Raw genomic sequence first — 12694 nt, forward strand, 5'->3', positions numbered from 1 at the left:
CGCTTCCCGTCGGGCCGGCGGCACCGGTCGGGCCCGCCGCGCCCGGGGCGCCGGTCGGCCCGGGGATGGCCGCGATCTGGAGCGCGACCTGACGCTCCTTCGGCTTGCAGACGCCGGACGGCGGGATGCGCACGGCGCCGGACTTCCGGTGCACGCAGCCCACGATCGACGACGCCTCCTGCCCGAACGCCGCCCCTCCGGCCAGCGCGCCCGACACCACCGCAACCACCAACATCCGCATGCGCCCCCCTTGCGCGCGCATTCTATCCGTCGAGGCGGTGCGATTTGAAGCGATCCCACACTCGCGCGGCGAGCCCGATCCGTTTCGCAGCGGGCTACTCCAGCTACCGGTGGCCCGAGGTGCCGTCGGCCGACACCGGCTCTCCGCCTTCGAGGACGCGGGGGCTCGCCGACGCGGTGGGGCCGTCGCCGAGGTCGGCCGCCGCCGGCGCGAGCGGTGCCGGCGTTCCGGCGGGGCTACCCCCGCAGCGCCGCGAGACAGCCCGTTCGCTCGAGGATCGCATCGACCGCCGCCCGGTCCGCGACCGCCGCGTACTTCTCCCGCAGCTTTCCCAGCGAGCGCGCGTGGTACTTCTGCGTCTCCTGCCTGAACGGTGCGCCGCCCATCTGCACCGTGAACTCCTTCTCGCCCGCCGCGAGCGCGGCGGCGTTCGCGACCGTCCACGGCAGGAAGGTCGCCGCGACCTCGTCGCGCAGGAACGGCTCGAGCGTCGGCGCGAGCGCGCTCCACGGCTCGAAGACGCCCTCGGCCTTCGGGTCGAGCATGCGGTCGATCCAGCGCTGCGCCGCCGGGGCTTCGGCGCGCACGATGGCGCCGGGGGTCGGGTCGGTCGAGCACTCGTAGAGCTGGGCCCAGACGCCGAAGTCGCCGAACGCCGGACGGCCGCCGAAGAGATAGGGCCGCGTCGCCAGGTGCTTCTCCAGGAGCGCGAGCTGGCGGCGGTACGAGCCTTCGATGCGGTCCTTGGTCGCCTCGGACGAGCCGACGAAGGCGAGGCGCGGCACCATGCGGCCCTTCACCGCGCCGACGACGGTCTCGAAGGCGTCGGCGGGCAGCTCGGGATTCATGTCGCGGGCGATGCGCTCCGCCGCCGACTGCGCGTCGGCCTCGTAGAACCACCGGTAGTGGAACATCGGCTTGTTGCCCCACTCGTCGCCGTACTCCTCGAGCAGGACGGAGACGAAGGCTGCGACCGGGTCGGCCGGCGTGATCGACGGCTCGGGGACGCGCGCCTCCATCTTCTCGATGATCGGCGTCGAGTCCTGCATCGCGGTGCCGTCGTCGCCGAGCACGAGGGGGATCAGCGGCAGCTTCGCGTGCTGGTCGAACTCGGCCTGGTTCTGGATGGTGCGCGGCGTCCAGACGTGCGGAATGCCCTTGTAGCGGAAGTAGGAGCGGACCTTCACCGAGTAGGGGGAGAGCTCCGAGCCGAAGATGCGATACGAGGTGGTCATCGAGATCCTCCTCAGCCGCGGGCGATGGCGATCGGATCGCCGTCGCCGAAGGCGGTGGGACACGGCTTCGTGAAGTGCTCGTCGGACATGCGCAGGAGCTCCCTCAGCGCTCCTCGTGCAGCAGCGCCGTGAGCATATGGGCGAGCACCCGCCGGGCCTGCGTGCGATCGAGGCCCTGATGCTCGCGCAACCCTTGCCAGGTGGTCCAGCCGCTCGCGACCACCAGCGCCGCGACCAGCGGCCGGCGCGAGGCCGACGGCCGCGCCGCGATCTCGCGCGCGAAGACGCGTTGCACCTCGGCGCCCTTGTCGTTGCGGAAGCTCGCCAGGCGCACGTGCAGCTCGCGCGAGAACGGCTCCATCAGGATCGCCGCGCGGCGCACCGGCGTGATTGCCTCGAGCACCTTCGCACGCTGGCTCGCGAACGCCGCGATGCGCTCGGCGAGCGGGCCGTCGAGCGAGATCGGCCGCACCAGCGGCATGAGACGCACCTTCTGGCGCTCGGCCGCGGTGGCGAAGAGCGTCTCGACGTCCGAGAAGTGCTGGAACACCGAGCGCAGCGAGACGCCCGCCCGCTCGGCGATGCGTGCCGCGCTCGGCCGCAGCTCGCCGGCCTCGAGGAGGTCGAGCAACGCGTCGACGATGGCCCCGCGGGCGCGCTCGCCGCGGGCGAGCCGGCCGTCGACGCGGGACGCGGTAGAGGGGCCGGCCATGGCGCGGCGAAACTTATTGCAGTCGGTGTGCAAAGCACAATACTCGGTTGCCCGTCGCCCGGCCCGGCCATAGAGTCTCGCGCCCGATGCGCCTCGTCACCTGGAACGTGAACGGCATCCGCGCCCGCCTCGAGCGCGTCCGCGCGTGGATCGGCGAGCATGGACCGGACGTCCTCTGCCTCCAGGAGACCAAGATCGCCGACGACGCGTTTCCCCACGACGCGTTCACCGAGCTCGGGTACTACGTCGCGATCCATGGCCAGCGGAGCTGGAACGGCGTCGCCATCCTGTCGCGGACGCCGCTCGACGCCGTGCAGCGCGGCTTCGACGACGGCGTCGAGGACGCCCAGGCCCGCCTGATCGCCGCGACGACGGGCGGCGTGCGCGTCGTCAGCGCCTACGTTCCGAACGGCGAGACGATCGGCTCCGACAAGTACGCCTTCAAGCTCGCCTGGATGACGCGCTTGGGCGCCTGGCTGCGCCGGATCGTGCCGGAGACGCCGCGGCTGGCGCTGTGCGGCGACTTCAACGTCGCACCCGCGGAGCTCGACGTCCACGACCCCGCACGCTGGATCGACACGGTCCTCTTCACCCCCGAGGTGCGCGAGGCGCTCGAGACGCTGCGGCAGGACGCCGGCCTCGTCGACGTCGTGCGCCGTCTCAACCCGGGCCAACCGTGCCTCTCCTGGTGGGACTACCGCATGCTCGCGTTCCCCAAGGGCCGCGGGCTTCGCATCGACCACATCTTCCTCACGCCGGCGCTCGACGCGTTGGCGTCGGCAGCCGGCGTGGACCGCAACGCGCGCAAGGGCGCGCAGCCGAGCGATCACGCGCCGGTATGGGTGGAGCTGCGCCGGGCATGAGCGCGAGGCCGGCACGGCCGCGGCGCCGGCGCGCCACCTACCATCACGGCGACCTCAAGCGCGCGCTGCTCGACGCCACGCGGGCACTCCTCGCCGAGCGCGGGCCCGAGCAGATCGGCCTGCGCGAGGTGGCACGCGCGGTCGGCGTCGACCACGCCGCCGTGTACCGCCACTTCGCCGACAAGCGCGCCCTCGTCGCCGGCCTCTCGGAGACCTGCTACCGTGAGCTGATCGCGACGCTGGAGACCGCGCTCCGGCGCGTGCCCGCGGACGACGTGCCGGTGCGCCTCGAGCGGCTCGCCGTGACCTTCCTGCGCTTCGCGTACGACGACCCGGCGCGCTTCGCCTTGATGTTCGGACCGCGCGTGAACCTCGACGGGCGCTTTCCCTCCCTCGACGCCGCCACCCAGGAGGTGCTCGCCGTGCTGGTGCGCGAGATGGCGCACGGCATCGCCACCGGGCGCCTCGCCGGCGCGAAGCCCACCGACATGGCCATCGCCCTGTGGAGCTTCCTCCAGGGCTACGCCGACATGGTGCTGCGCGGGCGCATCCAGGTGCGCTCGCCCCGCGTGGCGACGTCCTATCTCGTGAAGCTGCTGGCGCCGCTGCTGCGCGGGCTCGCCGCACCGGCGCGCTGACGCCGAGCAGCGCGGCGCGGGCGTCGCTTGACCTGCCCCGGCATCAATGTCACCAGCGGTGACATAGGAGGACACGACCCATGCGTGAGCTCACCTTCGTCGAACCCGGCCGCGTGGAATGGACCGACGCTCCCGAGGCACGCCTCGAGGGGCCCGACGACGCGCTCGTCCGTGCCGTGGCGGTCACGACCTGCGACCTCGACCACGCCTTCGTCCAGGGCACCGTTCCCATCCCGGGCCCGTTCCCGCTCGGGCACGAGTTCGTGGCCGACGTCGTCGCCGTCGGGGACGCCGTGCGAAACGTCCGTCCCGGCCAACGCGTCGTGGTGCCGTTCCAGATCAGCTGCGGCCGCTGCGACCGCTGCACGCGGGGGCAGACGGGCGCCTGCCGCGCGGTGCCCCACCGCTCGGCCTACGGGCTCGGCCCGATCGGCGGGACGCAATGGGGCGGCGCCTTCGCCGATCTGCTGCGCGTGCCCTTCGCCGACGCGATGCTCCTGCCGCTGCCCGACGGCGTCGCGCCCGAGATCGTCGCCTGCGCCAGCGACAACCTCTGCGACGGCTGGCGCGCCGTCGCTCCGTATCTCCGCGGCGACGCCGCCGGCGCCGAGGTGCTGGTGCTCGGCGGCGAAGCGCGCAGCATCGGGCTGTACGCGGTCGCTGCCGCACGCGCGCTCGGGGCGTCCCGCGTCGTCTACCAGGACGCCGACGCCGACCGCCGCAGCGTCGCCGCCGCACTCGGCGCCGAGGTCGTCGCCGAACGCGCCCACCGCCTCGGCCGTTTTGCCGTCACGGTCGACGCCAGCAACGATGCCGAGGGCCTCGCCTGCGCCATCCGCTCGACGGACGCGTGGGGTACGTGCACCTGCGTCGGCGTCTTCTTCGCCGACGTCGCGCTGCCGATGCTCGAGATGTACGGCAAGGGCATCCACTTCGTCACCGGCCGCGCCAACGCCCGCGCGGACATGCCCGACGTGCTCCGCCACGTCGCCGACGGCTCCCTCGACCCGCGGCCGGTGATGACGGGGGTGCACCCCTGGGAGTCGGCGCCGGAGGTGCTGCTCGCGGGCCCGATGAAGCCCGTCTTCCTGCGGGGGGCGTAGGTGTTCCGCGCATGCCGGACGGGACGTGGGCCCCCGGCCGCCACGCGTCCGCGCAGCACGCGCGCCCCCCGTCAGACGTCGAGCCCGACCGCGCGCATCAGGGCGAGGGCGTTGCTCTTCGTGACCACGCCGTCGCGGAGGCGGTAGTCGAAGTGGAGCTGGGCACCGGCGAGGTCGTCGATGAAGTGGACGTTGCGCGCCAGCGGCGACAGGGCGTCGGCGACCTTCGCCAGCGTCAGGTCGTGGGTCGTGACGAGACCGATCGCGCCGCGGGCGACGAAGGTGCGGACCACGGCTTCGGCGCCGATGGCGCGGTCGTGGGAGTTGGTGCCGTGGAGAACCTCGTCGAGGAGGAAGCAGAGGGGGCGCGGCCCGGCGGCGAGATCGACGAGCTGCTTCAGACGCGTGATCTCGGCGTAGAAGCGCGAGCGGCCGTCGCGCAGGGAGTCCTGGACGCGGATCGAGGCGCCGAGCGCGAGCGGCGAGAGGCGCAGACTGCGCGCCGGCACCGGGGCGCCCGCCTGGGCGAGCACGACCGCCATGCCGACCGTGCGGAGCAGCGTGCTCTTGCCCGACATGTTCGAGCCGCTGACGACGAGCACGCGCGGCGCGGCGCCCAGCCGGACGTCGTTGGCGACGGCGTCGCGCGCGAGGAGGGGATGGACCAGGCCCTCGCCGTCGAGCACGCGCCCGTCGTCGAGCAGCTCCGGGTACGGCAGATCGGGATGCTCGAAGGCGAAGGCGGCGAGCGCCATCAGCGCCTCTATCTCGCCGACCGCGTCGAGCCACGCGGCGAGCGCCGAACCGCAGCGCTGCCGCCAGGCCTCGATCGCGGCCGCGCATTGGAGCGACCAGCACAGCAGGAAGGCGATCGGGGCGAAGAACTGGTTGCGACGCGCGTCGAGCAGGTCGACCAGGCGGCGCAGCCGCACGATCTCGGCGGCCGGCGGATCGCCGGCCGCCGAGAGAGCGGCGCGCAGGGCGACGAGACGCGGCGACGTGAAGGTCTCCGCCTCGAGCCGTCCGAGCAGCGCCGCCACGAGCGGCAGCTCGCGTCCGGGCCGATCGACGGCCGCCACCACGGCGGCGACGCGTCTCCGTACGGCGACGGCCAGCACCGCTTCCGCCGCGATCACGGCGAGCAGCGGCCGCGCGTCGCCCATGAGCCAGACGACGACCGCGCCGACCGCGAGCAGCGCCGCCGACGCGGCGACCCACCGCTCCCAGGCGGCGAAGACGATCGCCGGCGCGGACGCCCACGTCCGCAGCGCCGTCGGATCGACGCCGCGTCGCACGTCGCCGCCGAGCACGGCGAGGTCCTCGCGCAGGTCGAGGCGGTCGCGCAGCTCGCCGATCGCCGCGTGGCGCGGGCGCACGTCCGCCGGGTCCGACGGCGCGGCGAGCCAGCGGGCCAGGGTCGCCTCGCCGGCCGGCGTCCGGGCCGTGCAGAGGCGCTCGAAGAGCGAGCCCGCCCCGAAGACGTCGAGATCGTCGGCATAGGGATGCTCGGGATCGCGGAAGCGGTCGCCGCTCGTGCCGCCGCCCGGCCAGGTGCCGTCGAGACAGGCGAGGCCGCGTGCCCAGTGCACCGCGGCGCGCTGCGCCCGCTCGCGCGCCGCCGTCGCGCCCCACTGCCGGAGCACCAGGGCGGCGAACGCCGCCAGCGGCACGCCGACGCTCCACGCCGGCAGCACGTGCCGGCCGAACGCCATCCAGGTCACGATCCCTGCGGCGACGAGGCAGGCGAAGCGCGCCCACCCGAGCCGCTCGTCGCGGCGGTCGGCGGTCTCCGCCTCGGCGCGCCGCGCGGCGAGCCGCTCCGCATACGTCTTCGCCGGCCCGACCTGCACGTCCGTCATCGTCGCCCGCGCGCTTACCTGGCGCTGCGCCGCAGCGCCACCGAGGCGCTCAACGAAGGAGCCGCGCGAGGCGCCACGCCGGCGCCCACGCCAGCGCCGCGATCGCGGCCTCGAGCCCGAAGAGGGCCGCCGTGCCAATGCGGTCGACGAGCAGCCCCGCGAGCGCGAACCCGGCGCTGCCGCCGAGCCCGAAGCCGACGAAGCCGTAGAGACCCTGCCCACTCGTGCTGCTCGCCGCCGGCACGAGCCGCGGCAGCAGCAGCATGGTCGCCAGGTGGAATACGGAGAACGTGACGGCGTGCCCCAGCTGCAGCGCCACCACCGCCGGCGCGCTCGTCGCCACGGCCGTCGCCGCCCAGCGCACGACGGTGACGACGAGCGTGAAGCCGATCAGCTGCGTCGCGGTGAAGCGGCCGACGAGGCCGCGGCCGAAGCGGAACAGCAGGATCTCGGCGACCACGCCGAGGCCCCATGCCAGGCCGGGCACCGCGTCGGACAGGCCGAGCGCCGCGGTGTGGATGGCGAAGAAACCGCCCCAGGCGCCGCAGCTCACCTGGAGCAGGAACGCGGTGGCCAGGAAGGCGCGCATGGGCGGCGTCAAGAGCCGCCACGGCGGGCGCACCTCGTGCGCGTGCCCGAGCTGCGCCCGCGGCAGCCCGAGCAGCGCGGGTGCGACGACGACCTGAGCCGACAAGAGGAGCCAGGGCAATGCCGCGGGCGACCAGGCCGCGAGGATCGGCGCGCTCGCCAGCGCCCCGACCGCGAACGAGACGCTGCCCGCGACCCGCAGCCGCGCGTAGTCGCCGCCGAGCCGAGGCAGGTGGTCGAGCACGGTCGCGTCGACGAGCGGGATCAGCGAGCCGTGCAGCAGCGCGATCGCCGCGAACACGACGAGCAGCGTCTCGAAGCGCGTCGCGCCGACGAGCGCCAGGAAGCAGAGCGATCCGGCGCAGGCGGTGACGACGAGCAGACGGTGCCGCACGCGCCAGCGATCGACCGCCGCCGCGAGCGCGATCGCGCTCACCCAGCGCAGGAGGGGCTGCTGCGCGCCGAGGAGCCCGATCTGCATGCCGTCGAGCCCGAGCCACGCGAGCCAGCGCGGCACGTACGGCAGCCACACGCCGGCACCGAGGAAGACCGCGAAGTACGCGAGGAGGACGGTGCGGCGCTCGGACCGGATGGGCGGCGTGTCGCAGGAAGCTCCGGGGCCGGCAAGCGCAGCCGTGGCGTGTCCGGTGCGAAGCGGCTACGACGGCCCACGTCGGCGCGGCCGCGCCGCGAGGAGGTTCGCGTGGAGCTCCGGGATCGCGTCTGCGTCGTCACGGGAGGAGCGAGCGGCATCGGCCGCGCGCTCGTGGAGCGCTTCGCCGCCGAGGGCGCGCGCACGGTGGTCGCCGTCGACCGGGACGCCGGCGGCGCGCGAACGGTGGCCGAAGCGGTCGGCGGGATCGGCCTCGGCGCCGACGTCGGCCGCGACGCCGAGGTGGCGCGCGTCGTCGACGAGGTCGAGACCCGCGTCGGCCCCATCGACCTCTTCTGCTCCAACGCCGGCATTCTCCTCGTCGGCGGCGCCGAGGTGGCCGACGCCGACTGGCAGCGCATCTGGGACGTCAACGTCATGGCCCACGTCTTCGCCGCACGGCACCTCGTCCCGCGCATGCTGGCCCGCGGCGGCGGCTATCTCCTGAGCACCGCGTCGGCGGCGGGGCTGCTGTCGCAGATCGGCTCGGCGCCCTACTCGGTGACCAAGCACGCGGCGGTCGGCTTCGCGGAGTGGCTGTCGATCACCTACGGCGATCAGGGCCTGCGCGTCTCGGTGCTGTGCCCGCAGGCGGTACGCACCGCCATGACGGCCGACTTCGAGGGCGGCGGCGTGGCCGGCGTCGACGGCATGCTCGAGCCCGCGCAGCTCGCCGACGTCGTCGTCGAGGGGCTCTGCGACGAGCGCTTCCACATCCTGCCCCACCCGAGCGTCGCCGAATACGTGCGCCGCAAGGCCGAGGACCCGGAACGCTGGATCCGCGGCATGCGCCGCCTCCAGGCCCGCTTCGGCGGGGGCGGCTGACTCGCCGCGACGATCGGGCTAACCACCCTGCCATGGACATCGGCCGCGTCGGCATCTGGACCTTCCAGCTCGACCTCCTTCCCTCCGCCCAGGCGCGCGACGTCGCCGCCCAGCTCGACGCGCAGGGCTGGGGCGCCATCTGGTTCCCCGAGGCGATGGGCCGCGAGGCCTTCACCAACGCCGCGATCCTCCTCGGCGGCACCCGCCGCATCCCGATCGCGACCGGGATCGCGAACGTCTGGGGGCGCGACGCGATGGCGACGGCGGCGGCGCAGCGCACGCTCGCCGAGGCGTGGCCGGATCGCTTCCTCCTCGGCATCGGCGTCAGCCACGCACCGCTCGTGCAGATGCTGCGCGGGCACGACTACCGCAAGCCGTACTCGTTCATGGAGCAGTACCTCGAGGCGATGGCCCGTGCGCCGTTCGCCGCCGCCGGCCCCGCGACGCCGCCGGAGACCGTCATCGGGGCGCTCCACCCGCGCATGCTGAAGCTCGCGGCCGAGCGCACCCGCGGCGCGCACCCCTATCTCGTGACGCCGGAGCACACCGCCCGCGCCCGCGGCATCATGGGCCAGGGCCCGCTGCTCGCGCCCGAGCAGGGCGTCGTGCTCGAGACGGATCCATCCGTGGCGCGCGAGATCGCGCGCACGCACCTCGCGACCTACCTCCCGTTGCCGAACTACAATCGCAACTGGCGCTCGCTCGGCTACGACGACGCCGACCTCGAGAACGGCGGCAGCGACCGCCTCGTCGACGGGCTCATCGCCTGGGGCGACGTCGACACCGTCGTCGCGCGCGTGCGCGCGCACCACGACGCCGGCGCCGACCACGTCTGCCTGCAGGTGCTGGGGCGTAATCAGACCGCGGTGCCGATGGAGGAGTGGACGCGACTGGCGGAGGCGCTGCTGGCGTGAGGCCCCTCGTCGCCGCGCTGCTCGTCCTGGCGCTCGGCGGTGCTTCCGGCATGGCGAACGACCGGCCCGCACATCACGATCCGGGCGGCGGATTCCGCAACCTCGAGCCGTGGGAGCGGGCCGGACCGCTCGTCACCGTACCCTTCTTCCTGCGCCGGATCGGCGCGAGCATCGTCGGCCGTGGCGGCGCGCCGTCGCCGATCGCGAACGACGGCGCGGCGCTGCGCGAGAACGCCCGCCACAGCTCGCCCACCGTCACGTGGATCAGACATGCGACCGTGCTCGTGCAGATGGACCACGTGACCTTCCTCACCGATCCCATCTGGTCGGACACGGCGAGCCCGGTGTCGTTCCTCGGGCCGCGGCGGTTCGTGCCGCCCGCGCTCGCCCTCGACGACCTGCCGCCGCTCCACTTCGTCGTCGTCTCGCACAACCACTACGACCATCTCGACCTGCCGACGCTGCGCCGGCTGTCCGCACGCGGCACACGCTTCTTCGTACCGCTCGGCGTCGGTGCGCTGCTGCGTGCAGAAGGCATCGGGCCGGTCGAGGAGCTCGACTGGTGGGAGTCCCGCGACGTCGGCGGTGTGACGGTACACTGCGTCCCGGCACGCCACTGGAGCCAGCGGGGCCTCACCGACTTCAGCCAGACGCTCTGGAGCGGCTGGGCCGTCGTCGGCCCCACCCGCCGCTTCTGGTTCGCCGGCGACACCGGCAGCACCACGAGCTTCCGCGAGATCGGCGCGCGGCTCGGGCCCTTCCAGCTCGCCGCCGTGCCGATCGGCGCCTACGCGCCGGCCGAGATGATGCAGCCCGTGCACATGAATCCCGAGGAAGCGCTCCAGGCCGGGCTCGACGTCGGCGCGCAGCGGCTCCTCGGTGTGCATTGGGGCACCTTCGATCTGACCGACGAGCCGGTCGACGAACCGCCCCGCCGCTTCCACGCGGCCGCGGTGGCGCAGGGTGTGGAGCCGGCACGCATCTGGACGCCGTCTCCGGGCGAGACGCGCCCCTGGTAGAGCCGTTCACGCGGTCGCTGGGGCGTATGCCCTTGCAACATCCTTGACACCTTCGACGCCCTCTCGCTATGACGCGCGCGCTTTCCGCGAGATTAGCGGCGCTTCTGCGTCGGAGAAGGGGGTCGGACACGATGGCGACGACGCGGATCCGGGGTGGCTTCCTCCTCGCCCTGACGACGCTGACCATCACCCTGGCGGTGGATGCCGTCACACCGGTGTCGGCATACGACATCGATCCTCGCGGCGAGATGCGACTGGGACTGCGCGCGTATACGGCGGTCCGTGTCGGCACCGAGCGCATCGGCGGCTCGGACAACCCGCTCAACTGGCCGGTGTCGCCCGCCGGCCACGTACGCCAGCATCGCTACTTCCTGCAGATCGACTGGGAGCACGACCTCCGGCGCCTCGCGAAGGACAGCTGGGGGCTCATGATGCCCTTCCGCTGGATGGACGCGGACCTGCTCAAGTACACGGTCCAGTACCGCGGCGAGTGGGAGGGCATCTACGACTACGGCCCCGAGGAGTACAGCGACCCCGGCGGCACGACGCGCAAGTTCCGCGCCGACCTGCCCAACGTCCCGGGCCTCGTCAGCCGTGAGCTGCCCGACAAGTACATCGATCGCCGCGTCAGCCGGTTGAACCGGCGCGCCCGCATCCGCCAGCGCCTCTTCCTCGCCTATTTCGACTTCGAGAAGGGTCCGTTCTTCGCCCGCGTCGGCCGCCAGATCCTGGCCTGGGGCGAGACCGACATCTTCCGCCTGATGGACAACATCAACCCGCTCGACGACAGCTTCGGCGGCTTCCTGATCGCCCTCGACGAGCGCCGCGTGCCGCTCGACATGGTCCGGGCGAGCTGGAACTTCGGCTCGATCGGCCCGTTCGCGGACATCTTCGTCGAAGGCTTCGCGGCCGAAGGCAACGTCGTCTCGCAGGTTCCGGGTACCCCCGCCGGCTCGCCCTGGTCGCCGGGCGGCATCGGCCGCCCGAACACGTCGATCAACCAGGTCGTCACCGTGCCGGACGCGACCGACGTCCGCGGCGGCGCCCGCCTGGTGTTCACGGCCAAGGACGTCACCTTCACCCTGGCCCACTACTACACGTACCTCGACATTCCCGGGACGCAGTACCGGCTGCCGGGCATCGGCCCGAACGGCACGTCGCTGCCGGTGTTCGAGAACCCGATCACCGCCTATGCCCGCTTCCCGCGCGTGCCGATCACGGGCCTGTCGGCGACCTTCCCGGTCCCGAGCCTGTACACGATCGTCCGCTCGGAGGTGGCGTACTTCCAGGGCGAGCCGATGAGCCGCCAGGGCGAGGGGCTCAACCGGGACAGCGTCGGCGCTCCGGGAACGCCGGGGTATCGCCGCCTGTGGCGCGCGGGGAACATGGTCGGCGGCGTCGACCCGTTCCTGTACCCGGGCTTCTACCGCACGGATCGCCAGAACCAGTTCTGGGGTCGCGTCCTCCAGCTCGACACCTTCAACCTGTCGGTCGGCTTCGACGTCAACCGCTTCATCCGCTGGCTCAACCCGACGCAGACGTTCTTCTTCTCGACGCAGGTCTTCTACAAGCACGTCTTCGACTCGCCGGGCGATCTCGTGCTGCCCGTGCCGTTCCGGAACCTGCGGGTGAATCCGAAGAACAGCTTCCTCATCGCCGGCAACCCGGGCTGCAACCGCAAGAAGCAGGCCGACGGCAGCTTCAAGAGCAAGGGCTGCCCCTCCGAGCCGCGCTTCTTCAGCCTGGCCGACGACCGCATCCTCCAGACCCTGCTCATCACGACGTCCTACTCGGGCGGCCGCATCGTGCCGTTCTACGGCATGTTCTACGACTGGCAGGGCGGCCTCGTGTTCCAGCCTGGCGTCACGCTGGTCCGCGACCCCTTCCGGGTGACGTTCGATTACTCGCGCATCTCCGCCGCGCCGACCGGGCAGTTCGGCGCCGCGCGCGACCGCGACAACGTCCGCTTCCAGGTCGAGTACGTATTCTGAGGCACCGGGTGTGGACGCGACGGCTCGCCGTCGCGTCCACACCGAGGCCCGTCT

12 protein-coding genes are annotated in these 12694 nt (G+C 73.1%); 7 read left to right on the forward strand and 5 right to left on the reverse strand.

What is annotated here, in order from left to right; all coding sequences use genetic code 11:
• The 3 genes from KIT14_00005 to KIT14_00015 all read right to left on the reverse strand — a co-directional run.
• Positions 1 to 241 (reverse strand): hypothetical protein (locus tag KIT14_00005; GenBank protein MCW5888910.1); only part of this gene is annotated, 241 nt, incomplete at its 3' end.
• A gap of 236 nt (positions 242 to 477) precedes the next feature.
• Positions 478 to 1476 (reverse strand): glutathione S-transferase family protein, encoded by a 999-nt coding sequence (locus tag KIT14_00010; GenBank protein ID MCW5888911.1) that lies wholly within the window; start codon positions 1474 to 1476, stop codon positions 478 to 480.
• Positions 1477 to 1579: 103 nt separating this feature from the next.
• A complete protein-coding gene (locus KIT14_00015; GenBank protein MCW5888912.1) occupies positions 1580 to 2188 on the reverse strand; it encodes a TetR/AcrR family transcriptional regulator in 609 nt (202 codons plus the stop codon).
• A gap of 86 nt (positions 2189 to 2274) precedes the next feature.
• Between KIT14_00015 and xth the strand changes: the two genes are divergently transcribed.
• The 3 genes from xth to KIT14_00030 all read left to right on the forward strand — a co-directional run bounded on the left by xth (position 2275) and on the right by KIT14_00030 (position 4792).
• The gene (gene xth / locus KIT14_00020) at positions 2275 to 3051 is read left to right on the forward strand and encodes an exodeoxyribonuclease III (protein ID MCW5888913.1); all 777 of its coding nucleotides are present in this window, start codon (positions 2275 to 2277) and stop codon (positions 3049 to 3051) included.
• Positions 3048 to 3689 carry a TetR/AcrR family transcriptional regulator gene (locus KIT14_00025; GenBank protein ID MCW5888914.1) on the forward strand — a complete coding sequence of 214 codons (642 nt, stop codon included), beginning with the start codon at positions 3048 to 3050 and terminating at the stop codon, positions 3687 to 3689. The genes xth and KIT14_00025 overlap by 4 nt, the downstream gene beginning before the upstream one ends.
• An 80-nt stretch (positions 3690 to 3769) precedes the next feature.
• Positions 3770 to 4792: an alcohol dehydrogenase catalytic domain-containing protein gene (locus KIT14_00030; GenBank protein ID MCW5888915.1), complete on the forward strand. Its 1023-nt coding sequence runs from the start codon at positions 3770 to 3772 to the stop codon at positions 4790 to 4792.
• A gap of 71 nt (positions 4793 to 4863) precedes the next feature.
• Here KIT14_00030 and KIT14_00035 read toward each other — a convergent pair whose 3' ends face one another.
• The gene (locus tag KIT14_00035) at positions 4864 to 6651 is read right to left on the reverse strand and encodes a DNA mismatch repair protein MutS (protein MCW5888916.1); all 1788 of its coding nucleotides are present in this window, start codon (positions 6649 to 6651) and stop codon (positions 4864 to 4866) included.
• Between the two features lie 49 nt (positions 6652 to 6700).
• The gene (locus KIT14_00040) at positions 6701 to 7771 is read right to left on the reverse strand and encodes an MFS transporter (protein MCW5888917.1); all 1071 of its coding nucleotides are present in this window, start codon (positions 7769 to 7771) and stop codon (positions 6701 to 6703) included.
• Positions 7772 to 7942: 171 nt separating this feature from the next.
• Here KIT14_00040 and KIT14_00045 point away from each other — a divergent pair, with 171 nt between their 5' ends.
• The 4 genes from KIT14_00045 to KIT14_00060 all read left to right on the forward strand — a co-directional run bounded on the left by KIT14_00045 (position 7943) and on the right by KIT14_00060 (position 12640).
• Positions 7943 to 8716, forward strand: a complete 774-nt coding sequence (locus KIT14_00045; GenBank protein MCW5888918.1) for an SDR family oxidoreductase — start codon at positions 7943 to 7945, stop codon at positions 8714 to 8716.
• A 32-nt stretch (positions 8717 to 8748) separates the two neighbouring features.
• Positions 8749 to 9630 (forward strand): LLM class F420-dependent oxidoreductase, encoded by an 882-nt coding sequence (locus KIT14_00050; protein MCW5888919.1) that lies wholly within the window; start codon positions 8749 to 8751, stop codon positions 9628 to 9630.
• A gap of 50 nt (positions 9631 to 9680) precedes the next feature.
• Positions 9681 to 10649 (forward strand): MBL fold metallo-hydrolase, encoded by a 969-nt coding sequence (locus KIT14_00055; GenBank protein ID MCW5888920.1) that lies wholly within the window; start codon positions 9681 to 9683, stop codon positions 10647 to 10649.
• 131 nt (positions 10650 to 10780) lie between these two features.
• Positions 10781 to 12640, forward strand: coding sequence for a hypothetical protein (locus KIT14_00060; GenBank protein ID MCW5888921.1), 1860 nt, complete (start codon positions 10781 to 10783; stop codon positions 12638 to 12640).
• The last annotated feature ends 54 nt before the right edge of the window (positions 12641 to 12694 follow it).

It is taken from the genome of bacterium, assembly GCA_026129405.1.
GTDB lineage: Bacteria > Desulfobacterota > Binatia > DP-6 > DP-6 > JAHCID01.